This is a genomic window from Pseudomonas sp. Q11 (genome assembly GCF_024494355.1).
Lineage (GTDB): Bacteria > Pseudomonadota > Gammaproteobacteria > Pseudomonadales > Pseudomonadaceae > Aquipseudomonas > Aquipseudomonas hefeiensis.
Map to the genome: position 1 here is coordinate 211128 of NZ_JAKNQY010000006.1, position 25562 is coordinate 236689.

The 25562-nt window shown below is 58.5% G+C and carries 26 protein-coding genes; 14 read left to right on the plus strand and 12 right to left on the minus strand.

Annotated features, from left to right (window positions below; all coding sequences use genetic code 11):
- The first annotated feature begins 10 nt into the window (after positions 1-10).
- The 10 genes from MA884_RS09410 to MA884_RS09455 all read left to right on the plus strand — a co-directional run bounded on the left by MA884_RS09410 (position 11) and on the right by MA884_RS09455 (position 8544).
- Positions 11-817: an enoyl-CoA hydratase/isomerase family protein gene (locus MA884_RS09410; RefSeq protein WP_256230211.1), complete on the plus strand. Its 807-nt coding sequence runs from the start codon at positions 11-13 to the stop codon at positions 815-817.
- Positions 818-835: 18 nt separating this feature from the next.
- The gene (locus tag MA884_RS09415) at positions 836-1246 is read left to right on the plus strand and encodes a PaaI family thioesterase (protein ID WP_256230212.1); all 411 of its coding nucleotides are present in this window, start codon (positions 836-838) and stop codon (positions 1244-1246) included.
- Positions 1236-2441 carry a CaiB/BaiF CoA-transferase family protein gene (locus MA884_RS09420; RefSeq protein ID WP_256230213.1) on the plus strand — a complete coding sequence of 402 codons (1206 nt, stop codon included), beginning with the start codon at positions 1236-1238 and terminating at the stop codon, positions 2439-2441. Before MA884_RS09415 ends, MA884_RS09420 begins: the two co-directional genes overlap by 11 nt.
- Positions 2442-2808: 367 nt before the next feature.
- A complete protein-coding gene (locus MA884_RS09425; RefSeq protein WP_017338925.1) occupies positions 2809-3291 on the plus strand; it encodes an MSMEG_0572/Sll0783 family nitrogen starvation response protein in 483 nt (160 codons plus the stop codon).
- 84 nt (positions 3292-3375) lie between these two features.
- Positions 3376-4320, plus strand: a complete 945-nt coding sequence (locus MA884_RS09430) for a Nit6803 family nitrilase (RefSeq protein WP_256230215.1) — start codon at positions 3376-3378, stop codon at positions 4318-4320.
- Entirely contained in the window at positions 4313-5404 is a 1092-nt protein-coding gene (locus MA884_RS09435; RefSeq protein ID WP_256230216.1) for an MSMEG_0568 family radical SAM protein, read from the plus strand. The genes MA884_RS09430 and MA884_RS09435 overlap by 8 nt, the downstream gene beginning before the upstream one ends.
- A gap of 13 nt (positions 5405-5417) precedes the next feature.
- Entirely contained in the window at positions 5418-5981 is a 564-nt protein-coding gene (locus MA884_RS09440; RefSeq protein ID WP_256230217.1) for an MSMEG_0567/Sll0786 family nitrogen starvation N-acetyltransferase, read from the plus strand.
- Entirely contained in the window at positions 5971-6966 is a 996-nt protein-coding gene (locus MA884_RS09445) for a sll0787 family AIR synthase-like protein (RefSeq protein ID WP_256230219.1), read from the plus strand. The genes MA884_RS09440 and MA884_RS09445 overlap by 11 nt, the downstream gene beginning before the upstream one ends.
- Position 6967: 1 nt before the next feature.
- Positions 6968-7294 (plus strand): MSMEG_0570 family nitrogen starvation response protein, encoded by a 327-nt coding sequence (locus tag MA884_RS09450; RefSeq protein WP_256230220.1) that lies wholly within the window; start codon positions 6968-6970, stop codon positions 7292-7294.
- 26 nt (positions 7295-7320) lie between these two features.
- Entirely contained in the window at positions 7321-8544 is a 1224-nt protein-coding gene (locus MA884_RS09455) for an MSMEG_0569 family flavin-dependent oxidoreductase (protein ID WP_256230222.1), read from the plus strand.
- 199 nt (positions 8545-8743) lie between these two features.
- Here MA884_RS09455 and MA884_RS09460 read toward each other — a convergent pair whose 3' ends face one another.
- Positions 8744-9247, minus strand: a complete 504-nt coding sequence (locus MA884_RS09460) for a DUF934 domain-containing protein (RefSeq protein WP_256230223.1) — start codon at positions 9245-9247, stop codon at positions 8744-8746.
- Positions 9244-10917 carry a nitrite/sulfite reductase gene (locus MA884_RS09465; protein ID WP_256230224.1) on the minus strand — a complete coding sequence of 558 codons (1674 nt, stop codon included), beginning with the start codon at positions 10915-10917 and terminating at the stop codon, positions 9244-9246. Before MA884_RS09465 ends, MA884_RS09460 begins: the two co-directional genes overlap by 4 nt.
- 333 nt (positions 10918-11250) lie before the next feature.
- On the opposite strand from MA884_RS09465, the gene MA884_RS09470 reads away from it, so the two are divergent.
- Positions 11251-13155 carry a sigma 54-interacting transcriptional regulator gene (locus MA884_RS09470; protein ID WP_256230225.1) on the plus strand — a complete coding sequence of 635 codons (1905 nt, stop codon included), beginning with the start codon at positions 11251-11253 and terminating at the stop codon, positions 13153-13155.
- A 54-nt stretch (positions 13156-13209) separates the two neighbouring features.
- Here the strand turns inward: MA884_RS09470 and MA884_RS09475 are convergent, their stop codons facing one another.
- The gene (locus MA884_RS09475) at positions 13210-14145 is read right to left on the minus strand and encodes a DMT family transporter (RefSeq protein WP_256230226.1); all 936 of its coding nucleotides are present in this window, start codon (positions 14143-14145) and stop codon (positions 13210-13212) included.
- A 146-nt stretch (positions 14146-14291) separates the two neighbouring features.
- Here MA884_RS09475 and MA884_RS09480 point away from each other — a divergent pair, with 146 nt between their 5' ends.
- Positions 14292-15137, plus strand: a complete 846-nt coding sequence (locus MA884_RS09480; protein WP_256230227.1) for a LysR family transcriptional regulator — start codon at positions 14292-14294, stop codon at positions 15135-15137.
- A 27-nt stretch (positions 15138-15164) separates the two neighbouring features.
- Here MA884_RS09480 and MA884_RS09485 read toward each other — a convergent pair whose 3' ends face one another.
- The 3 genes from MA884_RS09485 to MA884_RS09495 are packed head-to-tail and all read right to left on the minus strand — an operon-like array spanning position 15165 to position 16719.
- Positions 15165-15920: an SDR family oxidoreductase gene (locus MA884_RS09485; RefSeq protein WP_256230228.1), complete on the minus strand. Its 756-nt coding sequence runs from the start codon at positions 15918-15920 to the stop codon at positions 15165-15167.
- Between the two features lie 51 nt (positions 15921-15971).
- Complete coding sequence (gene catC / locus MA884_RS09490; RefSeq protein WP_256230229.1) at positions 15972-16262, minus strand: muconolactone Delta-isomerase; 291 nt, start codon at positions 16260-16262, stop codon at positions 15972-15974.
- A 34-nt stretch (positions 16263-16296) separates the two neighbouring features.
- Positions 16297-16719 (minus strand): helix-turn-helix domain-containing protein, encoded by a 423-nt coding sequence (locus MA884_RS09495; protein WP_256230230.1) that lies wholly within the window; start codon positions 16717-16719, stop codon positions 16297-16299.
- 93 nt (positions 16720-16812) lie between these two features.
- On the opposite strand from MA884_RS09495, the gene MA884_RS09500 reads away from it, so the two are divergent.
- Positions 16813-17940 carry an alkene reductase gene (locus MA884_RS09500; RefSeq protein ID WP_256230231.1) on the plus strand — a complete coding sequence of 376 codons (1128 nt, stop codon included), beginning with the start codon at positions 16813-16815 and terminating at the stop codon, positions 17938-17940.
- A gap of 86 nt (positions 17941-18026) precedes the next feature.
- Here the strand turns inward: MA884_RS09500 and MA884_RS09505 are convergent, their stop codons facing one another.
- The 5 genes from MA884_RS09505 to MA884_RS09525 are packed head-to-tail and all read right to left on the minus strand — an operon-like array spanning position 18027 to position 23451.
- Positions 18027-18851, minus strand: a complete 825-nt coding sequence (locus MA884_RS09505; RefSeq protein WP_256230232.1) for a CoA ester lyase — start codon at positions 18849-18851, stop codon at positions 18027-18029.
- Positions 18848-20053, minus strand: coding sequence for a CaiB/BaiF CoA-transferase family protein (locus MA884_RS09510; protein ID WP_256230233.1), 1206 nt, complete (start codon positions 20051-20053; stop codon positions 18848-18850). The genes MA884_RS09505 and MA884_RS09510 overlap by 4 nt, the downstream gene beginning before the upstream one ends.
- Before the next feature lie 6 nt (positions 20054-20059).
- Positions 20060-21412 (minus strand): MmgE/PrpD family protein, encoded by a 1353-nt coding sequence (locus MA884_RS09515; RefSeq protein ID WP_256230234.1) that lies wholly within the window; start codon positions 21410-21412, stop codon positions 20060-20062.
- A gap of 10 nt (positions 21413-21422) precedes the next feature.
- Entirely contained in the window at positions 21423-22583 is a 1161-nt protein-coding gene (locus MA884_RS09520; protein ID WP_256230236.1) for an acyl-CoA dehydrogenase family protein, read from the minus strand.
- 40 nt (positions 22584-22623) lie between these two features.
- Positions 22624-23451: a MaoC family dehydratase N-terminal domain-containing protein gene (locus MA884_RS09525; RefSeq protein ID WP_256230237.1), complete on the minus strand. Its 828-nt coding sequence runs from the start codon at positions 23449-23451 to the stop codon at positions 22624-22626.
- 131 nt (positions 23452-23582) lie between these two features.
- On the opposite strand from MA884_RS09525, the gene MA884_RS09530 reads away from it, so the two are divergent.
- Entirely contained in the window at positions 23583-24470 is an 888-nt protein-coding gene (locus MA884_RS09530; protein ID WP_256230238.1) for a LysR family transcriptional regulator, read from the plus strand.
- 29 nt (positions 24471-24499) lie between these two features.
- Here MA884_RS09530 and MA884_RS09535 read toward each other — a convergent pair whose 3' ends face one another.
- Entirely contained in the window at positions 24500-25378 is an 879-nt protein-coding gene (locus MA884_RS09535; protein ID WP_256230239.1) for a LysR substrate-binding domain-containing protein, read from the minus strand.
- Positions 25379-25562: the final 184 nt, after the last annotated feature.

Consider the following 25562-nt stretch of genomic DNA (forward strand, 5'->3'; position numbering starts at 1 on the left):
GGGGAGCGCCATGTCAGTCTCAATGCAAATACAGGGTGCGGTTGCGCTGATTACACTTGATCGCCCGCAGGCCTTGAATGCCCTGGACCTGGAGTCGCTCCAGGCCCTTCGCGAGCACCTGATGCATGTGCGCGACAACCCTGCGCTGCGCGTCGCCGTCATCACCGGCGCTGGCGAGCGGGCGTTCTGCGTCGGAGCAGACCTTAAAAGTACCCGTTCTTCGTCCGCCTCATATGCCCAGGCGCTGTTCCTGGCCAATGAACCTGCGGCGGATGCCGGACTGTACATCCGCTTGATGGACCTCACCGACCTTGACCTCCACAAGCCGCTGATTGCCGCGGTCAATGGTCACTGCCTGGGTGGTGGTCTGGAGCTGGCGTTGCAATGCGACTTGCGCATCGCCAGCAGCAGCGCCTCCTTCGGGCTGCCCGAGGCTGCCGTGGGCTCTATCCCGGCAGTCAGTGGTTTGCATCGGCTGATCCGGGCGATACCGACGGCCCCTGCCATGCAGATGGCCCTGACCGGGCAACGCATCGATGCATATCAAGCACTGAGTATTGGCCTGATCTCCGAACGCCTGGACAGCCACGAGGCATTGCTGGCGCGCGTCATGGACCTCGCCGAGCGCATTGCACAGCAGGCGCCCCTGGCCATACAGGCACTGCAAACCTTATCACGCAGCACAGCGCACCTCAGCGACCGCGATGCCCAGCGTTTGACCGAGCTGTATTGGGGGGTGCTGCGCGAGACCGAAGATCGTATCGAGGGCCGTCAAGCCTTTGCCGAGAAACGTGTGCCGCACTACAAGGGCCGCTAGGTGGCCCGAGGAGCGATCATGCAATTGAATAATCCCTTTCTTCAAGGCCTGGGCGTCACGTTGGTCCGCTGGACGCCGGGAGAGACCGAATTCAAGCTGCTCATCGCCGAGCGACACCTCAACCGTCAGGGCGCCTTGCACGGTGGGATGATCGCCACGCTGATGGACGCGGCGTGCGGCTATGCAGGCTTGCACACTGACGAAGGCGAAGCAGAGGTCCATGGACTCACCGCGATGTTGAACATTGCCTACCTGCAACCGGCATTCGAGGGGAGCGTTACCGCATTAGGCCGGGTTCGCCGCGCCGGCAGAAGCCTTTACTTCGCCGAAGCCGAGCTGCTGTCCGACACCGGAGTTCTTCTGGCCACCGCCCAAGGCACCTTCAAGAAACCCCGGGCGTCGATCCGAGGAGGTCATCATGTTACGTAACGCACTGGACGGCCTTACCGTCCTCGATTTTACCCAGATCGCCGCTGGCCCCACGGCAACGATGCTGCTGGCCGACATGGGCGCGCGGGTGATCAAGGTAGAACCCCGCGAAGGTGAGTTGGGCCGCACCCTCGGGCCCGCCTGGGTGGGCGAAGACAGCGCGCTTTACCACGCTTTCAACCGCGGCAAGCAATGCATCAGCCTGGACCTCAAGCACCCCGACAGCATCGAGGTCATCAAACGCTTGGTGTTGCAGGCCGACATCCTGATCGAAAGCATGCGCCCGGGCGTGATGACTCGGCTGGGCCTGGGTTATGAAACCCTGGCAGCACTCAAGCCTGACCTGATCTATTGCTCGATCTCGGCCTACGGCCAGGAAGGCCCCTATTCGGACCGGGCGGGTGTCGACGGAATTCTACAGGCTGACTCCGGCCTGATGAGTCTGATTGGCACACCGGGCGCGCCCCCCTGCAAAGTACAGGCACCGGTGGTGGACGTGGTTACCGGCTACATGGCCTGTATGGCCGTATTGGCCAAACTGCACGCCCGTCAGAGCGATGGGCTGGGCGGCCATCTGGATGTCAGCCTGATGAACTCGGCGCTGGCACTGCAGCAGTCGTCCATCACCAGCTACCTGAGCGATGGCAGGTTGCCGACGCGCATCGGCAGTGGCGCGCCCTACTCAGCCCCCAACGAAGCGTTCCAGACCGAGGACGGCTGGCTGATGGTAGCGGCCTACAACGGCAACCGCTGGCCCACACTGTGCAAAGTACTGGGCCACGAAGAATGGATCGCCGACCCACGCTTCGTCAGCTCCGCGCAACGGGTCATCCATCGCGCCGAGATGGGTGCAGCGCTGACCGCGGTGTTCATGAGCAAACCCACAGCCGATTGGCTGCATGTGTTGCATGAAGCGGACATTCTCTGCTCGAAGGTCGCCAACTACAGCGATCTGATGAAGCATCCGCAGATTACCAGCAATGGCATGCTGGTTGAGCTCAACGATCCTGTACAGGGTGTCGTGCGGGTCCCGGGGTTCCCCATCAACAGCGTGCAGGCTGCGCAAACACCCTATGCGCCGGCCCCGCAGAACGGTGAACATTCTCGTTCGGTGCTGCGCGACTTTGCGTTTTCCGAAGCACAGATCGCCGCGCTACAGGCATCGAAAGCGTTGCACTGTAGTGACACCCTCTGAAGGCCAATGACTAAAGCCCGGGCCCTTTCATCGCGACGCGGTGAAGGGGCCCGGTTTTTTTCTTTTCTGCAAAACACCCAAGTATTCAAGCTCACGGAAAATGTCGCGGGACCCTGGCTCGCGCACAACTACGATATTTCGTAACAAGCCACTACGAAACTCCGTATATATACGTAAAATCGTGATCCGTAGATGGGCTGAGAGGTACTACAAAGACGCTAAAAAAAATAATTTATCTTTGTACTTCAATAACTTGAAGATCAACAAAAAGAACAGGATTCAAGTGGCACGCTTCTCGCTCCAGTCCCTGTAACCGATAGGCCGATCCCGGCCATCGATAACAGCAAGTACTACTGGAGACGACGACATGCCCAATGTGGACATTGCCCACTACCAAGACGGCGACTTTTTGGTCAACTACGAAGAAAAGGTCTTCGAGGACGTCAAGGCCGCACCCGGTGACAAGGCCCTGTTGACCTTCCACACGATCGCCTTCGAAGGTTCCATTGGCCTGGTCAACATGCTGCAAGCCAAGCGCCTGCTGCGCAAAGGTTTTGAAACCAAGATCCTGCTTTACGGGCCAGGCGTGCAACTTGGCGTGCAACGCGGCTTCCCCACCCTGGGCGCCGAAGCCTTCCCCGGCCACTTGGCCGTCAATAACCAGATCAAGGCATTCATGGCTGAAGGCGGTGAAGTCTATGCCTGCCGTTTTGCCTTGCAGGCCCTGTATGGCCAAACCGAAAAAGCCCTGATCGAAGGCATTCGCCCAATCAACCCTCTGGATGTCATGGACCTGCGTCTGCTGATGCGTCGTGAGGGCGCGATGATCATTGATACCTGGACTGCCTGAGTCGCGACCCGCCCGCTCGACGCAGGAAGCGGGCGGGTCCGCAAAGACCTTCAGCCTCCCTCTACCGCCCCAAGGAATTACCCCATGCCCGTTATTCGCGCCGCCGCCGTGCAGTTCAGCCCCGTGCTCTACTCGCGCCAGGCAACCGTCGACAAACTCTGCCGCCAATTGCTGGAACTGGGCCGCGAAGGCGTGCAGTTTGCTGTCTTTCCAGAAACCGTGGTGCCGTACTACCCCTATTTCTCTTTTGTGCAGCCGCCCTTTGCCATGGCCAGGCAACACCTCAAGCTGCTCGAAGAGTCGGTCACCGTGCCCTCGGACGTCACCCGCCAGATCGGCGAAGCCTGCCGCGAAGCCCACCTCGTCGCCTGTATCGGCGTCAACGAACGCGATGGCGGCACACTCTACAACGCTCAACTGCTGTTCGACGCCGATGGCACGCTTATCCAGCACCGGCGCAAGATCACCCCCACTTATCACGAGCGCATGGTCTGGGGTCAGGGCGATGGTTCCGGTTTGCGCGCTACCGACAGCGCCGTCGGTCGCATCGGCGCACTGGCTTGTTGGGAACATTACAACCCACTGGCGCGCTACGCACTGATGGCCGACGCAGAACAGATTCACGCAGCGATGTTCCCCGGCTCCCTGGTCGGTCAGATCTTTGCTGATCAGATCGAAGTGACCATCCGCCACCACGCCCTGGAAAGCGGTTGTTTCGTGGTCAACGCCACTGCCTGGCTCGATGCCGGGCAACAGGCACAAATCATGGCCGACACCGGTTGTGCCATCGAACCCATCTCCGGTGGTTGCTTCACGGCCATCGTCTCGCCAGAAGGCAAGTTGCTCGCGCAGTTGACCGAAGGCGAAGGGGTGATCATCGCCGACCTGGATTTCGCCTTGATCGACAAGCGTAAACGCATGATGGATTCAGTCGGCCATTACAGCCGCCCGGAATTGCTCAGCCTGCAGATCGACCGCCGAGCCATGGCACATGTGCATGAACGTCGCGAGGCTTGCGAGCATGACTAACCAAGTGTTTGCAAGCGATCTGCTGGCCCAACTGCAATGCCATGGCGTTCGCTGGCAAGGCGCTGAAGGGCTCAGCCGCAAGGGCGGTGCGGGCCCCTCGGACCACAAGGCGTTGAGTCTGGGCGCACATACCGCCATGGTGCCGATGCTCAACCGCGCCTCCCTGGACTCGCCCTACTCTGCCATACCTGACGCTAGCGGTGCCCAGGCGCTGATCTTTCGCGAAGGTTTGCAGGTTGGCCAGGTACAACTGCCAGGCGTGCCAAATTTCTACGGCCTGAACACCGAAGACGGTACGCCGTACTGGAAGATCGCGACGCTGCACAGCAAGGACGTGTTGGCGACAACTGTGCTGCAACACTGCATCCGTATGAACGAAGCAGCCACCTCGTGCCAGTTCTGCGCCATCGACCAGTCCCTGGCATCGGGCAAGACCATAGCCCGCAAGCGCCCGGCACAATTGGCGGCGGTCGCAAAAGCGGCGGTCGAGCTGGACGGCGTCAAGCACATGGTGATGACCACCGGCACACCGCAGACGCCCGACCGTGGCGCGGCAATCCTTTGCGAGTCAGCGGCGGCTGTGACGGCCGCCGTGGACCTGCCGATACAGGCCCAATGTGAGCCGCCGGACGACGATGTCTGGTTCCAGCGCCTCAGGGAAAGCGGGGTGGTCTCGCTTGGCATGCACCTGGAGGCCGTCACCGACGAAGTGCGCCGGCGAATCATGCCAGGCAAGGCCGAAGTACCTTTGCAACGCTACTTCAGCGCCTTCGAGGCCGCAGTCAAGGTTTTCGGCCATGGCCAGGTAAGCACCTACATCCTCGCGGGTCTGGGCGATAGCGAGGAGGCCATCGCCAACATGTGCGAAAGGCTCGCACGCTTGGGCGTATACCCCTTCGTGGTGCCCTTCGTGCCGATCGACGGCACCCCTCTGGCCCACCACCCAAAACCCGACAGTGCCCTTATGCAACGGCTCTATCCGCGTATCGGTGCAAGTTTGCGCCGGCACGGGCTGCATTCGGACAACATCAACGCCGGCTGCGCCAAATGCGGCGCCTGCTCGGCCCTGAAACATTACGAGTGACAGGAGCCTGACCATGGCCGAACACGCATTTGCCTTGAGCGAAGACACTTTCCGGGATTTCCTCGCCGACGACTTGCTCGTCAAGCCAGCCAGCGAAACCTGGGAGCGCGGCGGCTACTACGAACTGCGCCGCGCGGTGTTCTGCGAGGAGCAACGCTTGCTGGAGAAAGACAAGGACGAACGCGACTTTCAGGCTATTCCCATTGTCGCCATAGCCCATCACTGCGGCATGCCGGAAAAGGTGATCGGCGCCGTGCGGATCTACCGGACCGAGCCCGGCGTCTGGTTCGGCGGCCGCCTGTGCGTGGAGCAGGCCTACCGCCGCCACGGCATGATCGGCAAAGCCCTGGTCAATGAAGCCGTATCACGGGCAATCGACCTGGGCTGCCAGACGTTCCTGGCCACCGTGCAGATTGCCAACCAGCAATATTTCCATGGCTTGCACTGGCAGACCCTTGAGGCCATCGAGCTGCTTGGCCAACCCCATGTGCTGATGCAGGCAAACCTTGATGACTACCCCTTCATGCCGCGTCAGGTTGCCTTGACGTCTCGTCGGAGCCGTCGCCATGGTGACTGATCTGCGCCCCCTGTTGGCGGCACTGAAAAACACGCCAGCCATGCTTTCCAAACAAGCCATCCAGCAACCGGCGCGAACGATTCCGGCGCGGGTGTGCAGCGACGATGAACGCTACGCGTTACCCGGCGACGACACCGCAGCCATTCGCTGTGGCGATCAATACCAGCTGCTTGCCATCGAGGGCATGCTGCCGAGCTTTGTCGCCCAGGCGCCATGGTTCGCCGGCTGGTCGGCTGTCATGGCCAACGTCAGCGATATTACCGCCATGGGCGGCCGTGCCACGGCGGTGGTCAATGCTTATTGGCACCATGATTTCGACGCAGCCGAAAGCGTGCTCACCGGCATCCGCGACGCCTGCAGCGCCTATGGCCTGATCCTCGCGGGCGGTCATACCAGCCTCACCCCCGATAACCCGACGGCACTTGCCGTGGCGATCACCGGCTGGGCTCGGAGCCTGCTTTCGACCCTGCACGTCGCACCCGGCCAGACCCTGGCCATGGTCGCGGATTTGAACGGTCAATGGCACGGTCAGGCGCCCTACTGGAAAGCGTTCGAAGGCGTACCCGGTGAACGCTTGCGGGCAAAGCTCGAAGTCATCCCGCGTCTGGCCGAGGCAGGCTTGTTAGTGGCCGCCAAGGACATCAGCAACGCAGGCGTTCTCGGTTCTTTGCTGATGTTGCTGGAGCCCACCGGATGCGGGGCTCGAATCGATCTCGACGCCCTGCCCCGGCCGTGCGATGCGGCCCTGGAGTGTTGGCTGCAAGCCTTCCCCAGCTACGGCTTCCTGCTGACCCTCAAGCCAGGAGATCTGCCCACTGTGCAGGCGGCCTTCGCCTTCGAAGGTTTGCACTGCGAGCCAATCGGCACGATCAACGACAGCGGCTGCCTCGACGTACAGCTGGCCGACCAGCACGACGAATTCTGGAACCTGCGACAGCAGCCCTTTACCGGCTTTAGTTACCCAAACCTGATCAAGGAGCACTGACATGCCTGCCGTCAACATTCGTTTGCGCTGGCCCGATGGCCAGGAGAGCAACGCCTACTCGCCGTCCACCATCATCCACGAGCACCTGCAAGCCGGCAAAAGCTACCCCATGGAGGAATTTCTGCATCGTGCCGAGACCGGCCTCAACAGCGCCTCCGAACGGGTCAGGGTGGTTAAGGGTTTCTATTGCAGCGCAGCGATGGACACACTCGGCGGCCTGCGCCTGACCGCGAATAAATTCACCGCGCCCCAGGCGCAGGTCCAGGTACTGGAAATCAAAACCCAGGGCGCCGGTCAGGTGAACTACGCCGGGTTTGCCGACATTTGAATCACGACTTTTCAGAGGACCACAGCATGACCCACTACAAAGCGATCGTCATCGGCGGCGGCCAGGCTGGCCTTTCGGCCAGTTACTACCTGCAACAGCAAGACATCGACCATCTTGTGCTGGAAAAGCACACCCTGACCCACACGTGGCGTAACCAGCGTTGGGACGCCTTCTGCCTGGTGACGCCAAACTGGCAATGCGCCCTGCCCGGCTATCCCTATGCCGGTGACGATCCGCACGGGTTCATGAAAAAGGACCAGATCATCAGCTACCTGGACGGCTTCATCGCCAAGGTCAACGCCCCGGTGCGTGAAGGCGTGACCGTACTGCGCATGAGCACCCGCGTAGAGGGCGGCTACTTGCTCAACACCAGTGCAGGCGACTTCAGTGCCGACCAGGTCATCGTCGCCAGCGGCGGCTACCACACCCCGATCATTCCGCGCCTGGCCGAACGCCTGCCAGTCGAGATCCAGCAGATCCACTCCGAACAATACCGCAACCCCGATGCGCTGCCGGAGGGCGCAGTCTTGGTGGTCGGCTCCGGACAGTCCGGTGCGCAAATCGCCGAAGACCTGCACCTGGCAGGTCGCAAAGTCTTCCTTGCGGTGGGCGATGCGCCGCGCTGCGCGCGCTTTCACCGCGGCAAGGACGTGGTCGACTGGCTGGCCGAGATGGGCTACTACGACATCGGCGTTGATGTGCACCCTCTACGCGAGGGCGTGCGCGACAACACCAACCATTACGTCACCGGACGCGACGGCGGGCGCGACATTGACCTGCGGCGCTTCGCCAGCGAAGGCATGCAACTGTTCGGCCGCCTGGAAAGCCTGGACGGCACCACCCTGAAGTTCGCCCCTGACCTTGGCAGCAACCTCGACGCAGCGGATGCCGTGTACAACAGAATCAATGCGAGCATCGACAAGTACATTGCGGAAAAAGGTCTTGAGGCCCCCGCTGGCATTGTCTACGAGCCACTGTGGAAGCCCGGGCAGGAAATTACCGATCTCAACCTGGCAGGCTCCGGCATCACCAGCGTCATCTGGTGCATTGGCTTCCAGCCGGACTTCTCCTGGGTTGACGTACCCGTATTCAACGGCCGCAGCTATCCCGGCCATCAACGCGGTGTGACCGCCCAGAAGGGTTTGTACTTCCTCGGTTTGCCTTGGCTACACACCTGGGGTTCGGGGCGGTTTTGCGGGGTAGCGCGCGATGCGCAGTTTGTGGTCGAGCATCTCGCCGCTTGCCGCTGACTTTCGACTGGCATTTATCCGTCGGCTCTGCGCGGGCCGACGTCAGGAGTTCAGCATGCATAACGTCAGCCTCGAACAGACTTAACTCGCCAGCATGCCCAATCTGGCTTACACCGGTTTGTCCGAAAAATCGCCCAACAGTTGATGAGCCTTGTCGAGCGAAAACCAGTTCAAACCAGCGAACCGAATGCAGCAAGCTTCAGCGCCGCCGAAACAGTGGCCGGGGTTCAATCACCGAGCGCCCATACAACACGCTCATACCCGCCAACCCTTTAAGAGCATCTTCAGGGGATTTGTCTTCACGCACGGCAAAGCTGGTGAAACCGCATTGACGCATGTGGCTGAGCTGATCGCGCAGCACGTCACCGATGGCGCGCAACTCGCCCTCCCAGCCCAGCCTCGTACGCAGCAGATAGGCCTGGCTGTAGCCGCGTCCGTCGCGGAAGCTGGGAAAATCCAGGGCAATAAGTGGCAATACACCCAGCCACATTTCAAGGCTTTCCACGTCGTCATCAGGGCCGAGCCACACGCCATCCACGCTCATGGCCTGCAGTGCACTCTTCTCCTGTCGCTGACGCCAGCGAGCCAGTGGCAGGATCAGTGGGCTGGCCGGGAGTTCGCCCTCGGTGTCGCGGATCAAGGTCCAGTGATCATCCAGAGCGTGACGAGCACCGCCTTCGCACAACATCAGTAAGTTGTTCATGCCAGGGCCTCCGCGTGCTTGGGGTAGACCCGCTCCTTGAACGGCTCGATACCGATGCGGGAGAAGGTATCCATGAAGTTTTCATCGACTTCTCGATAGTCGACGAAGGTGTCGACGATGCGCCCGATAACATCCGGGATTTGCTCGGCGCTGAACGAGGGGCCAATCACCTTGCCCAATGCCGCGGCTTTGCCCTGGGCGCCACCCAGGGTGATCTGGTACCACTCCATGCCGTTTTTATCGACTCCAAGGATGCCTATGTTGCCAATGTGGTGATGACCGCAGGCATTCATGCAGCCGGAAATGTTCAAGCTGAAATCGCCCAGGTCATGCAGGAAGTCGAGGTCGTTGAAACGCGCCTGGATCGCAGCGGTAATGGGGAGCGAACGAGCATTGGCCAGGGCGCAAAAATCACCACCGGGGCAGGCAATGATGTCCGTCAACAAGCCGGCATTGGCCACCCCCAGCCCCTGTTCGCACGCCAGCGTCCATAGCGCGAGCAAATCGCTCTTGCGCACGTCCGGTAAAATCAGGTTCTGTTCATGAGCGATACGTATCTCACCGAACCCGAAAAGCTCCGACCAGCCGGCCACCGCCTCCATCTGCACCGCCGTCAAGTCGCCAGGCGGTGTATCCGCCCCGGGTTTTGTCGACAGCACGACACTCACATAGCCGGGGACTTTATGCGCCTGGGTATTACGCGATACCCAGCGTGCAAAGTCAGGAAAAGCCATCAGATCACCGCCAAAGCTCAGGTCGGTATCACTCAGCGATTGATACGCTGGGACGACAAAGGCACGGGCGACGCGCTGGTATTCGACTTCAGTCAGTTGCGCGGGGCCATCCTTGATCTGCTGCCACTCCTGTTCGACTTCAGCAGCAAAGGCTTCGATGCCCAGTGACTTGACCAGGATCTTGATTCGCGCCTTGTACTTGTTGTCACGTCGTCCATGGCGGTTGTAGACCCGCAGCACCGCTTCGACATAAGACAACAAATGCTCCCAGGGCAGGTCTTCCCGGATCTGCTGAGACAAGATCGGAGTGCGCCCCAATCCACCGCCGACCATCACCCGCAAACGCATATGGCCTGCTTCGTCGGCATACAGGTACAGGCCGATGTCGTGCATCATGATCGCCGCGCGATCCTGTTTAGCGGAGCAGATGGCAATTTTGAACTTGCGCGGCAGATACAGAAACTCCGGGTTGATGGTTGACCACTGGCGCAGGATTTCGGCCAAAGGTCGCGGATCCATCAGTTCATCGGCCGCGACGCCGGCAAAGGCTTCGGTGGTGATATTGCGCACGCAATTTCCTGAGGTCTGGATCGCATGCATATCCACTTGCGCCAGGTGCTGCAGAATCTCAGGCACCTGATGCAGCTCGATCCAGTTGTACTGCAGATTTTGCCGGGTGGTGAAATGCCCGTAACCGCGATCATAGTCGTGAGCGATGCGTGCCAGGGCGCGCAACTGCCGTGCCGACAAAGTGCCATAGGGAATTGCGACCCGAAGCATGTAGGCATGTTTCTGCATATACAGACCGTTCTGCAGACGCAAAGGCAGAAACTCTTCTTCGCTCAGCTCTCCCGCTTGATAGCGTTCGACCTGATCGCGAAACTGCTCGACACGCTCCAGCACCAGTGCGCGGTCATAGTCGTCGTATTGATACATGCTCGGGTCCTCATCAGTGTTTGCCCTCTCGCACGGGGGCTACTTCGATGGGGCCAATATGCGCTTGCGCTGATATTCATTACAGATTCAGGCCTTGTATAAAAAACCGGATCAGATTCAACTCAACCTATCCGGAACCCGCGGCCTATCTGATATCCTTTTTTAAACGGTTGCTCTGCCTGTTTTACCCCAAACAACCACCATCGGACTCTTCACCACTGGCGCTGATCACCTCAATCTGAGATGGTTTTTAATGGCTCATCTGATGCTATCAATGAACCACGAACTCCCGTAGATATACGAAAATTCGTGATGCCACGAGATGTCGTACCCATGAACGAAACCGACTCCATCAATGGCTGGGCCGATCTGGCCTACTCTTCACGCCATATGGTTTTCGAGCATTGCGCCGAAGCCATTGCCCTGCTCAACCCCTTTTCCGACCGCTTGGTGGACCTGAACATCGCAACCTGCAAGTTGCTCGGTTACCCGCGCCAGGAATTGCTTGAACTACCCGTGAGCAAGCTGTTCGGTCATCAGTTGGCGGACTTGATCGTGTTTACCCAAGCCGTCATGGATAAAGGTCGCGGCTGGACTGAAGAACTGAGTTGTAACTGCAAGACCGGTGAGCGCATCGAATTGACGATTTCTGCTACGACCTTGCAGATCAAGGGCCAGCAGCAGCTTATCCTGGTACTGCGCGAACTGAGCCATGAGCAATACCAGCGCGACCAGGCCCACACTGAGCGCACCATGCGCGGCGGGCTGATCGAGTGGCGCAATATCCTCAACCTGTTCCAGGAAACGGAGCGTGATAACCAGTTGCTGCTCAGTTCGGTGGGAGATGGTATTTACAGCATCAACACTGAGGGCCTGGCTACGTTTGTCAATCCGGCCGGGGCTCGCATGCTGGGTTGGGAGCCCAGGGACATGATCGGCAAGAACATCCACCGCATTCACCACCACACCCATGCCGACGGCAGCCATTACCCTGTCGAGAGCTGTCCGATCTATAAGGCAGTGCGTGATGGTGTGGTTCATGAGGGACGCCAGGAGATCTTCTGGCGGCGCGATGGCAGTTCGTTCCCCGTTGAGTTCACCAGTACGCCAGTGATCTCCGATGGCCGAATCGTCGGGGCCGTGGTGGTGTTTCGGGATATCACCGAACGGCGCAATACCGAAAACCAACTTCAAAGTGCTCTTGATGAACTTCAGGTACTGAAAAAACGACTGGAAGAGCAAAACGCCTATTTGCAGGAAGAAATTCATATCGAACACAACTTCCGTGAGATCGTCGGCCAGAGCGCCCCTATTCTAAAAATCATCAAGCAGATCGACGTAGTCGCCCCTACAGATGCCAGCGTGCTGATCAACGGCGAGTCGGGCACGGGCAAGGAATTGATCGCCCGTGCGATTCATCAGGCCAGCCGCCGCAACGCAAGCCCGCTGATCCGGGTCAACTGCGCGGCAATTCCCACCGAGCTGTTCGAAAGCGAATTCTTCGGGCATATCCGCGGCGCCTTTACCGGCGCTGTTCGCGATCGTGTCGGGCGCTTCGAACTGGCCGATGGTGGCACTCTTTTTCTCGACGAGATCGGCGAAATCCCCCTGGAACTGCAAAGCAAGCTGCTGCGGGTTTTGCAGGAGGGCCAGTTCGAACGGGTCGGCGAGGAGCGCACGCGCAAGGTCGATGTCAGGATCATCGCCGCCACCAATCGGGACCTGCGTCTGGAGGTCGCGGCCAAGCGCTTTCGCGAAGACTTGTATTTTCGCCTCAACGTTTTCCCGATTCAGTCTCCCGCACTACGCGATCGCCCCATGGACATCGCTCCTCTCGCTGCACACTTCCTTAAACAGACCGCAAAGCGGCTGAACATGCCTGGGCGTCGTCTGCGCAACCTTGATATCGAGCGTCTGCAGCACTACTCCTGGCCGGGCAATATTCGCGAGCTGCAAAATGTCATCGAACGTGCGTTGATCACTTCAATCGGCGTAGACCTGAGCCTTGATCTACCCGAGGAACAGAAACACAGCCCTCAGCTGACACAACCATCCAGCGTTTCGCCCACGATCATGACCGATGCCCAGTTGCGCGAGCTGGAGCGCAACAATATGCAGGCTGCGCTCAAGGCCGCTGACGGCAAATTGTTCGGCAAAGGAGGGGCTGCTGAACTGCTAGGTCTTAAACCCACAACATTGGCTTCCAGGTTCAAACGGCTGGATATAAAGCCTGGATAGCATTACGTCAGCCGCCTGCGTGCCTGCAATGGATTGCAGACATCCTTGCGGAGCTCAGCGCGGGCTGGCAGCAGCGGCTATCGGGTCAGGTTGTGTCGGCCTGAACACCAGACCCGAGGCAAACACCACCCCGAGAATGACGCCACCGGCGCCGAGCAGTTGCCAGAGATTGGGCACTACACCCAGCACCGAAGAAACCAGCATGGTGAACACCGGGGCCAGATTGAAAAAGATCGATGTGCGTGCGGCACCGATGGCGTGGATACCTTTGAACCACAGCAAGTACGCAATCAACGAGCCGCAGACCGCAAGGTAGATGACTGCACCATGAATGGACAACGAAGCGGTACTGATGCTGGTGACCGGAGCCTCATAGATGAATCCCAACACAATCAGGCCAATGACACCGAACAACATGGAGAAGGTTGTGGTTTCCAGTGGGGTTGCATCTCTGACAAAGCGCCGTGTGCCGACCATGTTCGCGGCCCATGCAATGCTGCCGGCCAGAATGATCGCATCACCGGCGGCCACTTTCAGCCCCAGAAGCACCTGGATATCCCCGCGCGTAATCACCAGGCCTACGCCCAGCAAGCCCAACACTAGACCTATGGCACGCCCGCGATCAATGTGTTCGCCTTCCAGCAGAACGGCAAAGATCATGGTCCACAGCGGCGTGGTCGCCAGGATCAATGCGCCGTTGATGGGGGTGGTGCTTTGCAGGCCAAAAAATGTCGCGAGGTTGAATGCAGTAAATCCAAGCAGGCCCAGGCCGATAAAGGCCAGTAGATTGTTCTTCAGCGTGCTCAGACGCAACTTGCCGGCCAGACCGAAAATCAGTACGAGTAACAGGGTAGAAATCGAAAAACGCTCAATGGAGGCGCTGATGGGTGCCATGCTCTTAATGATATAGGCACCTGCGTTGAAGTTGGTGCCCCAGAAAAATGTGGCTCCCACGATGCCGGCATACGCGAGAGGCGTTGATTTAGACATGGCTTTTTCCTCGTCAAGTCGTGCGATAAAAACCCGGCAGCACGCCGGGCTCTTTGCACCTGCTTGTCAGGTGTTGAAAGATTCTTGCAGGTCTGCCGACGGTGCAAAATTCCCCATTTATTCACCTTCCATATGAGAAAACGCCCATGTTTGACTGGGAGGATCTTCGCTATTTCATTGTCTTCGCCCACGAGCAGTCTTTATCTGCGGCGGCACGCAAGCTCAAGGTCGACCATGCCACCGTGGCGCGACGCATCAGCGCGCTGGAGGGCTCGCTCAACCTCAAGTTGGTGGACCGGCGCCCTCGCTCGTATGTCATCACCGAGGATGGGGAACGTATCGCCCAGCTAGGGCGACGCATGGAAAGCGAATCCTTCGCGGTGCAGCGCACAGCGTTGGCCGGGCAGGAAAGCTACACAGGCGAAGTCATCGTCAGTGCCCCGCCAGCGCTGGCCTGTGCCTTGATCGCGCCCCGCATCAATGGGCTGCGCACGAAACATCCGCAGCTAGCCTTACAATTGATCGGCAGCCTGGGCAGCGCTTCCTTATCGCGACGCGAGGCTGATATAGCCGTGCGCCTGAGCCGCCCCACTGAGCCGGACTTGGTGGCCCGCAAGGTCGCGACGTTGCCGTTCCACCTGTATGGCTCGACGGACTATTTAGCCAACACGGCTGTGCAAGACCTGACGTTCATCGCTTACGACGAGACCATGGAACAAACGCCACAGCAGGACTGGCTCAAGGAACAAGCGGGTGATCGACCTATCCTGCTGCGCAGCAATGACCTGAATATCCAGGCCACCTGCGCTCAAGCAGGCGCCGGTGTTGCCGCACTGCCCTACTTCCTTGGCCGCCACTACGGCCTGCAAGCGATGGAGACCGCTGGAGCGGATCTTAAGCGGGATGTGTGGCTAGTGGTCCACAGCGACATCCGGTATACCCCGGCCGTCCAAGCGGTGATGAGTTTCCTCGTGTCCTGCTTTGAAAACTGAATCAGTACACAGCAGCCGAACTCTCGCTTATATGCCTTGGCCTCCGGACACTTCAATCCGCTGGGCGGTGACCCAGCGATTATCCTCGGACAACAAACTCGCGATCATCGGTCCAATATCGTCCGGTAGCCCGGTGCGGCCGAGCGCGGTCATATCCGCGAACAATTTGTTGAGCTCCGAATTGTCACGGACGGCGCCGCCGCCAAAGTCAGTTTCGATTGCGCCCGGCGCCACAGTGTTGACCGCGATACCACGGCTACCCAGTTCCTTGGCCATGTACACGGAAAGTACCTCGACCGCACCCTTGACTGCCGCATACGCGGCATAGCCGGGAAAGGAAACCCGCGTCAGCCCGGAGGATAGATTAATGATACGGCCGCCATCGGCTATCATTGGCAGCAGCGTCTGAGTCAAAAAGAAAACGCCTTTGAAATGGACATTGACCAGCCCGTCAAACTGCTCTTCAGTGGTCTGTTCGATCAGAGCGTAATCACCGTGACCGGCGTTATTCACCAAATGATCGAATGTTTCGCGCTGCCAGATCTCGCGTAATGCCTTCTGAAGCTGTCCAGCGAATGGCGCGAAACCAGCAATTTTTCCTGTATCGAGTTGCAAGGCTATCGCCTTGCGCCCCAAGGCGTTGATTTCTGCGACGACAGCCTCAGCGTCTTCACCACGGCTCTGATAAGTAACAATGACGTCACTACCGTGCCGAGCGATGCTGAGTGCAGCGCTTCGGCCGAGACCGCGGCTTGCACCGGTAACGATGGCAATCTTGGTCATGATGGTTCCTCATCGTGCATTGATCAGCTTGCAAAATGGAACAGCGTCGGCCTAGCGATCATCCTCATGAATGGAAGCTGGATGCTGGCACATCGCATCTACCTCAATTGCCATGTAGGGATGTAGCGGCAATTGCATCAACAGGTCGTGCAATTCCTGAACGCTGTCAACGTCAAAGACGCTGTAGTTGGCGTAGTGCCCGGCGATGCGCCATAGGTGACGCCACTTCCCTTGCTGCTGCAAGCGCTGCGCCAGGGCTATTTCGTCGGCCTTGAGCTGGGCGGCGAGTTCTGGATTCACGTCGAATGGTAAACTCACGGTCATTTTCACATGGAACAGCATGATGCTCTCCTCAGGTTTGATGAACGGTAGGTGTCTAGCTGCTTTCCCCCTTTACAACGATGTTTGAATCGCACTGGCGCCGGCCATCAAGCGAACGCACGACCGCGTCGCACGATATTAGTCGATGGCTGTCTCCCAATTCTTGCGCATGTTGCTGGCCCCAATCCTGGAGCGACAAAATCAGCGGTTGAAGACTCAATCCCAATGGCGTCAACGAGTAATCGACGCGTTGCGGCTCTTCAAGAGAGGTTTTTCGCCAAACAATGCCGTGTTCTTCGAGCGCCTTGAGCTGCTGGATCAGGACTTTCTGCGAGATACCGGTAATTTGAGACTCTATCTCGCACGTTCGCTTGGGACCCTCCAGCAATACGTGGATGATCACCGCTTTCCAGCGTCCTGAAATGACGCCAAGGGTTCGCTCGATGGGTAGACGGGGAAGCAATTTGGTCAGGGTCATAGGACGCTTTAATCTTGCATACCAAAGGGTGTGTAGATAGGAGAATAAGCTCTAACTAATCTGGCTCTCCAGTCCACGTTGGAGTTAATTCAGATGTCCTCCTTGTTCAAGGCCTATGCACTAGGTACCCGCAAACTGAAAAACCGCATCGTCATGGCCCCGATGACCAGATCGCGCACCTCCACCGGGGACGTCCCCAATGCGCTGATGGCGGCCTATTATGCGCAACGAGTGAGTGCTGGCCTGATCATTACGGAAGCTACCGACGTCTCGGCGTATAGCAAGGGCTATGCGTGCACCCCTGGCATTTATACAGCGGAGCAGACTCAAGGTTGGCGCTTGGTAACCGACCAAGTCCATCTCCACGGCGGAACGATTTTTCTGCAAGTCTGGCATGTCGGCAGAATGGCCCACCACACAATGCTACCTAACGGAGAGGCACCCCGTGGTGCGACCGATGAAAGGGCAGCACAATCCGACGTATTTATCTACGACAGTACCGGCAAGGCGGTTTTCGTTCCCGCGGATACTCCGCGCAAGATTGAGACCGATGAGGTCGCAGGCCTGCTTGATGAGTTCACCCTCGCCTTCAGGAACGCAAAGGCTGCGGAGTTTGATGGTGTGGAAATTCACGGGGCCAATGGTTATCTCTTCGATCAGTTCATGAACTCGACCCTTAACACGCGTACTGATCAGTTCGGGGGCCAGACACCACAAACACGCACGCGCCTGCTGCTGGATGTGGTCGATCTAGCGATTCGGGAACTGGGGGCCGGCAAGGTCGGCGTTCGCGTCTCCCCCTTCGGAAAGTTCAATAGCATGCCTTCTGATCCATTCGTTGAAGAAACATTGCTGTACCTGTGCAGCGAGTTGAATCGGCGTGAGATAGCCTATCTGCATGTCGTTTACCAACCGTTACCTGCGGGCAACACGGTGGACAGTGAGTTTAACGAAATCAATCTCAGTGACGACCTGGTGCGCGAAGTGCGTGAAGCCTTTCAGGGAACATTGATCTGGTGTGGAGGATTTAACAAACAGTCGGCTCAGGCGGCATTGGATGAAGGTTGGGCAGACCTGATAGCTTTCGGCAGACCTTTCATTGCCAATCCTGATTTGGTGGATCGTATGACCAACAATTGGCCGTTGGCTGAGGCTCATCATTGTGCCTTCTACACACGCGACGGTGAGAGGGGCTATACCGACTTCCCATATTTCGAGTAAGCCGAAGAGCGCCCGTCAAATCACATTTGTGTGAGAAACGGGCGCAAACGCGATCAGCGCGTCTTTGGCATTTGAGGCAAAACCGCTTACGACCTTTCATGCGCCAGCACCTGACGGGCACGCCGCAGTACCGGCGCATCAATCATCTGGCCATCCAGTCGAAACGCTCCGCCTTCATGTTCAGCCGCGGCCAAGACTTTGCGTGCCCACGCCAACTCCTCACTAACCGGCGCAAAAACTTTCTGCACTGCTGCCACCTGTGCTGGATGAATACACAGCAAACCATCAAAGCCCATACCGCGGGCGCGTCGTGCGGCGTGTGACAACGCATCGAGATCACTGATGTCGGGAAAAACTGTATCGATCGGTGCCGCCAAGCCTGCTGCCGCGCTGTGCAACACCAATTGATAGCGAGCATGGTCGATGATCGTTGCGCCTCCTTCGGCACCTTGGGTACCCAGATCCAGGGCCAGATCCAAGCCACCGAAACTCAAGCGTTCCACCCCTGAGGCGCCTACGATTTGCTCTAGGGCAAGAAGTCCCTTGGCCGTTTCGATCAGTGGCCATACGGGTTTTGCGCAAACTGATAATGCCTCGACCTGATCCACGCCTTCTGTTTTGGGCAGAATCACGCCGATGACCCCCGGGTGCCGGGCACAAAAATCAATGTCGGCGGCATGCTCTGCATGATCAGGAGCATTAATGCGTACCATCACGCGCGCCTGGCGATGACTGCGTAAAAATTCCGCCAGGTGGTGCCGGGCCTGTTGTTTGAGCGGTTCTTCTACAGCGTCCTCAAAATCAACGATAACCCGCCCTGCTCCGCTGGCCAGCGCCTTGGCGAAACGCTCCGGGCGACTCCCCGGAACGAACAGTGCAGTGACGATCGCAGGCCCATTCCGATTACTCATATAATCGCTTCCTGTTTCATCTTCGCGATGGCGTCGCGGGTGTATCCGAGCTCAATCAGAATGGTTTCACTGTGCTCGCCCAATGCAGGGACTGCGCCCATACGCGGTTCGAACGCACTATTGATTGCCGGTGGCAACAAAGCCGGCAACACGCCTGCCGGACTGCCGATATCAACCCAGCGTTTGCGCGCCTTGAGTTGCGGGTGGTTCCACAACCCACGCATGTCATTGACGTTGGCGTTGGCAATTTGCGCACGATCCAGCCGCTCGACGATTTGCGTTACGTTCAGATCAGCGAAGGTGTCGATAATGATTTGTCGCAGCGCCTTGCGGTTAGCCGAGCGTTTGACGTTGGCGCAAAACCGCTCGTCCTGTTTGAGATTCGGCATCAGCAGAACCTGATCACAAAACGCCGACCATTCACGCTCGTTCTGCAAGCCCAGCATGACCGCCCCGTCATCACCGGCAGGAAACGGACCATAGGGGTAAATCGTTGCGTGGGAAGCGCCTGCGCGAGGCGGCGGCGCCGCACCGTCGTAAGCGTAATACAGGGGAAAACTCATCCACTCGGCCAGGCTTTCAAGCATGCTGACATCAACGCGGCTACCCTGCCCTGTTCGGCCACGCAACAGGAGTGCCGACAGTACGCCGCTGTACGCGTACATACCCGCCGCAATGTCAGCAATTGAGCACCCGGCCTTTGCCATGTCCTCCTCACCCGCACCGCCAGTAACCGAAAGAAAACCGCTCTCGCTCTGGATCAACAGGTCATAAGCCTTCTTCTCCGAGTAGGGTCCGCCCTCCCCGTAGCCGGAAATATCACAGACGATCAACTGCGGGTACTTCTCGTGCAGCGCTTCAAAAGACAATCCCATCCGCGCCGCGGCACCTGGCGCAAGGTTCTGAACCAAGACATCGGCTTTAGCAAGGAGCGCTTCGAGAACGTTGTCGGCGCCTTGCGCTTTGACGTCCAGCGCCAGACTCTCCTTGGAGCGGTTGCACCATACGAAGTGCGATGCCAGACCGTTGGTACGAGTGTCATATCCGCGTGCAAAATCGCCGACATTAGGCCGCTCGACCTTGATCACGCGCGCGCCCATATCCGCCAGCTGACGCGTGCAAAAGGGTGCGGCGATCGCGTGTTCAAGGCTGACGACCGTGATGCCGTCCAGCGGGCGCGGCCTATCATTGTGTTTACTCATAAACGGTTACTCCGCCAAAGTGGACAGGTCTTGGGTTTCACGCAACGCCCAGACACGGCCAATCAGAAGATTGGCGTGATCGACCGTTCGGGCTGCGGAAAATGCGAGCAACTGGCGGAACTTTTCCTCCAGTTCAGGCCGGGACAAGGTGTTGCCCGGATCACCCTTAGGCTCATCGCAACGGCCAAAGAGCACGCGTCCATCGGTCGTGGTGACCTGCACACGGCCCAGCCAGCGCTGGGGGTAAGCGCGGTCGACTTGCAGATCGAGCTCCATGCTGACGTTTTTGGCGAACGCTACGACATCTGGATCGGTCAGCGCCATTTGGTCGAACTCGATGAGACCGGCCTTGGCGTGTACCGCAATCAAACCCAGCACAGTACCCATGGAGAACTTGGCCTGATGCACGGTTTTCGGTACGACGACACGGCCCAGCACGTCGATGGCTGCTTGATGGACATGCGTGACCACCTTGGCGATGTGCTTGTGGGTCAGGCCCTGCTCACGCATCAGGGTCAGCAATGCATCCGCGGCGGGATGGGTGTGGCGACACGAGGCGTGGAATTTGAAAGAGGTTTCAAGCAACGCCCAACGACTGCCCAGGCCCAGTGATAATTTGCTCGGATCGGCATCGCTGGACATGCCTGCAGCCATGCCTTGGTCACCCTCCAGAATATTGCGTGCCCCGGATAGACCTTCTTCAGTCAAGTACGCGGCGAGCAAACCGTCAGCGGCGGCTTTGGCCGTGTGCAGTTGCTTGGAGTCTGCGGCGTCGCGCAAGAACTCCCATAACCCGGCGGCCTGGGTGCCAGCAGTGCCCAAGAGGTTGATGAACTGTTCCTTGTTGAATCCAAGTAGCTTGCCTACCGCCACCGCTGACGCCAGCGTACCGACGGTCGCGGTGGTGTGGAAAACCCGGTAGTGCGAACGACCCAGAAACTCACCGATACGAATGCCGGCCTCATAGCCGGCAACCGCCGCCAACAACAGGTCACGACCGGATTTGCCGCGCTCCTGCGCGGCGGCCAACACCGCCGGAAAGACCACGGTCGCCGGATGCAGCACCGAACTGTTATGCAAGTCATCCTGCTCGACCAGGTGCGATGAAGCACCGTTGACCAAGGCAGCAAAATACGCCGAAGTGCCGCGACCATTGACCAGTATTTTGGCGTTACCGTCCGCAGGCCCCATCTTTTGCGCATAACGCTCGAACAACGGGATCGGGTGCGCGCCCAGGCTGGCAAACGCTGAACCGAGCCAGTCCAGGAACAAGTCTTCAGTGCGATCGAGAACACTGACCGGGATGCTGGCGTACTCCAGTTCTGCGAGGAACTGCGCCAGCTGTTGTGTATGACTCATGACAGGCTCCTTAGAAGCTGCGCGGCAGTTCCAGCAGATGCTCGGCAACGTAAGACAGGATCAGATTGGTAGAGATTGGCGCTACCTGGTACAGCCGGGTCTCGCGGAATTTGCGTTCCACGTCGTACTCGCAGGCGAAACCGAAACCACCGTGGGTTTGCAGACAAGCATTGGCGGCCTCCCAGGAAGCCTTCGCCGCCAGGTACTTGGCCATGTTGGCGCTGGCACCGGCATTGATGCCGCTGTCGTATTCCTCGCAGGCACGCCAGCGCATCAGGTCTGCGGCCTCGATTTCGATATGGGCTTCGGCAATCGGAAACTGCACACCCTGGTTCTGGCCGATAGGACGACCAAACACCACCCGGTCACGGGCATATGAGGCCGACTTTTCAATAAACCACCGACCGTCGCCGATGCATTCGGCAGCGATCAATGTGCGCTCGGCATTCAAGCCATCGAGGATGTAGCGGAAGCCCTTGCCCTCTTCGCCGATGAGGCTGTCGGCAGGAATTTCCAGGTTGTCGAAGAACAGCTCGTTGGTCTCGTGATTGACCATGTTGGCGATCGGCTGCACGGTCAGGCCATTGCCGATGGCTTCGCGCAGGTCGACGAGGAAGATCGACATGCCCTCGGACTTTTTCTTCACCTCAGCCAGCGGCGTGGTGCGCGCCAGCAGGATCATCAGGTCGGAATGCTGGATGCGTGAAATCCAGACTTTCTGCCCGTTGATGACGTATTTGTCGCCTTTGCGCACGGCCGTGGTTTTGATCTTGGTGGTGTCGGTTCCCGTGGTCGGCTCAGTAACCCCCATTGATTGCAGGCGCAACTTGCCACTGGCGAGCTTTGGCAGGTAATAACTCTTTTGAGCCTCGCTACCGTGACGCAGCAGGGTAAACATGTTGTACATCTGCCCGTGAATAGTCCCGGAATTACCGCCGCAATGATTGACCTCTTCCAAAATAACCGACGCTTCGGCCAGCCCAAGGCCGGAACCACCATATTCTTCGGGGATCATCGCCGACAACCAGCCGGCTTGGGTCATGGCACGGACGAAGGCTTCGGGAAAACCTTTTCGCTCATCGATTTCGCGCCAGTACGCCGCGTCAAATTCGCCGCACAGCGCTCGCACGCCTTCACGAATTGCATTGAGTTCTTCATTGTTGCGTTGCATGTCTATCGCTCTCAGGGTGCGTGGAAGTAAGTCAGCTCACTCAGTCGAAAACCAGGTCAGCGATCTGGGCCAGACCACCCTCATTACTCGCCCACAGCTCCGCGCGACCAGGCCCGAGAACGGTTCCACCGACGTCGAACGGCTGTGGCGCAATCAATGGGCGCACACCGCGGAAATTGAACGCGCGTGGTTGGGCGTAGGGATGGGCACGAAGGAATGCCTGAAGATTCAGCGTTGCGATCAAGGGGCCGTGGACGACTTTTTCGGGGTAGCCCTCGACATCCACGACATAAGGCACGTCGTAATGAATCCGGTGGCCGTTGAACGTGATTGCGGAATAACGGAACAACAGCACGGCGTCGGGGGAGACGGTTTCGTGCCATTGCGCCAGCGGAGCCGGGTGACCGGGCGCGAGGTTCGGCGCAGTCATTTCACGATAGACAATGTCCTGTTCTTCGCGAATGCACAGCTGCCCGTCCTGGGAAAACTCGTGGTTTACCGTCACGAAGAGCAACTGCCCGCTGCGACCGTTTTTTTCCTCGATGCGGGTAATGGTGGACAAGCGTGAAGCTTGGGTTCCAGCGCGTAGCGGCTGGATGAATTCGATCCGGCTGCCGGCCCACATACGATTGCGCCGGGCCGCTGGCGGTAGGAAGCCACCCCGGGCCGGATGGCCATCCTCGCCCAAACCGGACGGCGCGACAGGCTCCTGAAAAAAGCACCAGTGCCACAGTGCTGGAAGTGCCGCCCCCGGCTTTAACGGTGGCACGCCGAAGGTCGCGGCCACCCGTTTAAGCAGACTGGTGCCCAAGTCGTCGGTTGCTTCTTCGGTGTTGCCGAGCCACGCTTTAAGGTCGTGATTACTCATCAAATTTGCATCCTCGGTATGTTGCGTTACGACCGATGATGCGAGTGGCGTAGTGTTCTGTGAATCTACTTTTCTTTAATCCATCGTTAATCCAGTATTAACACCAAAGACATTCAAACGAGACTTGCGGCATGCACTTTGATTTGACTGATCTGCGCCTGTTCATCCACATAGCCGAAGCCACCAGCTTGAGCCAGGGTGCCCGCCGGGCATTTATGTCACCTGCTGCGGCGAGCGTGCGTATCAAGGCGCTGGAGGCGCAGTTGAACAACCATTTGCTGTATCGCGACAGCAAGGGCGTCGAATTGACCGACGCGGGTTGCAGGCTGTTGCAACACGCACGGTTGATCATGCGTCAGGTGGGATATTTGAAAACCGAGTTCACCGAGTTCGGCACCGATTCCTCCGGGCATATCCGTATTTTTGCCAATACCACGGCCGTCACGGAGTTTTTGCCCGAATTACTTGCCGGGTTCCTCGCGCAACGGCCCGGCGTGACCGTGGACCTGCGGGAACGGTTGTCCCGCGACATCATTCGAGGCGTGCTCGATGGTTCGACGGACATCGGTATTATTGCCGGCCCGGTGGCGGCGAAAAATCTGCAAGTGCTGCAATTCAGTACTGACCGACTGGTGCTCATAGTACCCGAGGGCCACGAACTGACCCGGCGTAAACACATCAAGCTGCGAGATACCGTTGCCTTTCACCACGTCGGTATGCAAGAAGGCAGTACCCTCCAGGCATTTGTACGCGATAAAGCCGAATTGATGGGTGAAACTCTGCTCTGGCGAATTCAGTTGTCCAGTTTCGAAGCAGTCTGCCGCATGGTTGAAGCAGGCGTAGGCATAGGTGTGATTCCGGAGTCAGCCGCCCTGCGCAATAGCAAAACAATGAAACTGGCCATTCTGGAGCTAGACGAACCCTGGGTGGTTCGCGACCGCAGCATTCTCATTCGGGATTTCGATGCATTGCCAGGATGCGTCAAAGCACTGATCAGTCTCTTGCGAGAGCATCAATGAAACCAGCTTAGGCCTCGAAGCCTTAGACCTCAGGTCAAACGGGTTCCCGACATCAAACCTTCGGTCAGCAACGACACCAGAGGCTGGACCAAATGCTGCGTACGCAATCCTTCGCCGATTACCGCCACTTCCGTCGTAGGCAACGTCGGCAGCTTTTCCGAGGGCTCGACAATCCGCATGCCCTCCTGCAGGAATGAAGTGCCCAGCGCGGTAATGCCGAGTCCAGCCGCGACAGCGGCCTGAACGCCAATCAAGTTGCTGGCAAGACAGGCTGAAGACCATTCACGTCGTACCGACGCCATCGCTTCGATCATGATTGCGCGGTAGGCACACGGTGGGCGCATCATCACCAGGCGAACCGGGCGCGCGGCTTCGATTTCATAGTCTTTGGCCGCGATCCACACCAGCGGCTCGCGCCAAATGATTCGGCCACGCTGAGCGTTGTTGCTGATCTTGCGTTTGGCAATCACTACATCCAGTTGGCCGGCTTCGTAGTCGCTCAACAGGTCGTTACTCAGGCCTGTTGTGAGTTCAAGCTGGACATCCGGGTAAAGCTTGCTGAATCGCGACAACAGCTTGGGCAACTGTGTGGGCACGAGATTTTCGGAGATCCCCAGACGTAACAGGTTAACCGCCGCCGGCTCCTTGATTTCCCGAACGAAATTGTCGAAGTGCACCATCATCTTGCGCGCGCCGACCAGCAGGCGCTCGCCGTCCGGCGTCAGGGTCAAGGCACGACTGGTACGTTCGAACACCCGCAGGCCCAGCACTTCTTCCAGGCGGATGATCTTCTGGCTGACCGCCGATTGCGAGCGGGAAATCACGTCGGCCGCTGCGGTAAAACTGCCGGTTTCCGCCACGGCAATGAACGCCCGCAACAAATCGATTTCAACGTCTCCAGCTTGCATGATGAATTCGCCTTTCTACTAGATGCCATTAACTTTATGCGTTTGTGTTCTTGATAGCAAACTTCGAATATCACCGTCATGGCGCTTTATCTTCGCACTGGCACGGGCCCATAGCTCACAGGCACTGACCCACTGAGATCTATTTAGCGTCACCACTGACGGGGCCTTGATGCCCCAAAAAACC

Coding starts and splice junctions, on each gene's coding strand:
- MA884_RS09410 (WP_256230211.1), top strand. CDS start 11: ATGTCAGTCTCAATGCAAATACAGGGTGCGGTTGCGCTGATTACACTT.
- MA884_RS09415 (WP_256230212.1), top strand. CDS start 836: ATGCAATTGAATAATCCCTTTCTTCAAGGCCTGGGCGTCACGTTGGTC.
- MA884_RS09420 (WP_256230213.1), top strand. CDS start 1,236: ATGTTACGTAACGCACTGGACGGCCTTACCGTCCTCGATTTTACCCAG.
- MA884_RS09425 (WP_017338925.1), top strand. CDS start 2,809: ATGCCCAATGTGGACATTGCCCACTACCAAGACGGCGACTTTTTGGTC.
- MA884_RS09430 (WP_256230215.1), top strand. CDS start 3,376: ATGCCCGTTATTCGCGCCGCCGCCGTGCAGTTCAGCCCCGTGCTCTAC.
- MA884_RS09435 (WP_256230216.1), top strand. CDS start 4,313: ATGACTAACCAAGTGTTTGCAAGCGATCTGCTGGCCCAACTGCAATGC.
- MA884_RS09440 (WP_256230217.1), top strand. CDS start 5,418: ATGGCCGAACACGCATTTGCCTTGAGCGAAGACACTTTCCGGGATTTC.
- MA884_RS09445 (WP_256230219.1), top strand. CDS start 5,971: ATGGTGACTGATCTGCGCCCCCTGTTGGCGGCACTGAAAAACACGCCA.
- MA884_RS09450 (WP_256230220.1), top strand. CDS start 6,968: ATGCCTGCCGTCAACATTCGTTTGCGCTGGCCCGATGGCCAGGAGAGC.
- MA884_RS09455 (WP_256230222.1), top strand. CDS start 7,321: ATGACCCACTACAAAGCGATCGTCATCGGCGGCGGCCAGGCTGGCCTT.
- MA884_RS09460 (WP_256230223.1), bottom strand. CDS start 9,247: ATGAACAACTTACTGATGTTGTGCGAAGGCGGTGCTCGTCACGCTCTG.
- MA884_RS09465 (WP_256230224.1), bottom strand. CDS start 10,917: ATGTATCAATACGACGACTATGACCGCGCACTGGTGCTGGAGCGTGTC.
- MA884_RS09470 (WP_256230225.1), top strand. CDS start 11,251: ATGAACGAAACCGACTCCATCAATGGCTGGGCCGATCTGGCCTACTCT.
- MA884_RS09475 (WP_256230226.1), bottom strand. CDS start 14,145: ATGTCTAAATCAACGCCTCTCGCGTATGCCGGCATCGTGGGAGCCACA.
- MA884_RS09480 (WP_256230227.1), top strand. CDS start 14,292: ATGTTTGACTGGGAGGATCTTCGCTATTTCATTGTCTTCGCCCACGAG.
- MA884_RS09485 (WP_256230228.1), bottom strand. CDS start 15,920: ATGACCAAGATTGCCATCGTTACCGGTGCAAGCCGCGGTCTCGGCCGA.
- catC (WP_256230229.1), bottom strand. CDS start 16,262: ATGCTGTTCCATGTGAAAATGACCGTGAGTTTACCATTCGACGTGAAT.
- MA884_RS09495 (WP_256230230.1), bottom strand. CDS start 16,719: ATGACCCTGACCAAATTGCTTCCCCGTCTACCCATCGAGCGAACCCTT.
- MA884_RS09500 (WP_256230231.1), top strand. CDS start 16,813: ATGTCCTCCTTGTTCAAGGCCTATGCACTAGGTACCCGCAAACTGAAA.
- MA884_RS09505 (WP_256230232.1), bottom strand. CDS start 18,851: ATGAGTAATCGGAATGGGCCTGCGATCGTCACTGCACTGTTCGTTCCG.
- MA884_RS09510 (WP_256230233.1), bottom strand. CDS start 20,053: ATGAGTAAACACAATGATAGGCCGCGCCCGCTGGACGGCATCACGGTC.
- MA884_RS09515 (WP_256230234.1), bottom strand. CDS start 21,412: ATGAGTCATACACAACAGCTGGCGCAGTTCCTCGCAGAACTGGAGTAC.
- MA884_RS09520 (WP_256230236.1), bottom strand. CDS start 22,583: ATGCAACGCAACAATGAAGAACTCAATGCAATTCGTGAAGGCGTGCGA.
- MA884_RS09525 (WP_256230237.1), bottom strand. CDS start 23,451: ATGAGTAATCACGACCTTAAAGCGTGGCTCGGCAACACCGAAGAAGCA.
- MA884_RS09530 (WP_256230238.1), top strand. CDS start 23,583: ATGCACTTTGATTTGACTGATCTGCGCCTGTTCATCCACATAGCCGAA.
- MA884_RS09535 (WP_256230239.1), bottom strand. CDS start 25,378: ATGCAAGCTGGAGACGTTGAAATCGATTTGTTGCGGGCGTTCATTGCC.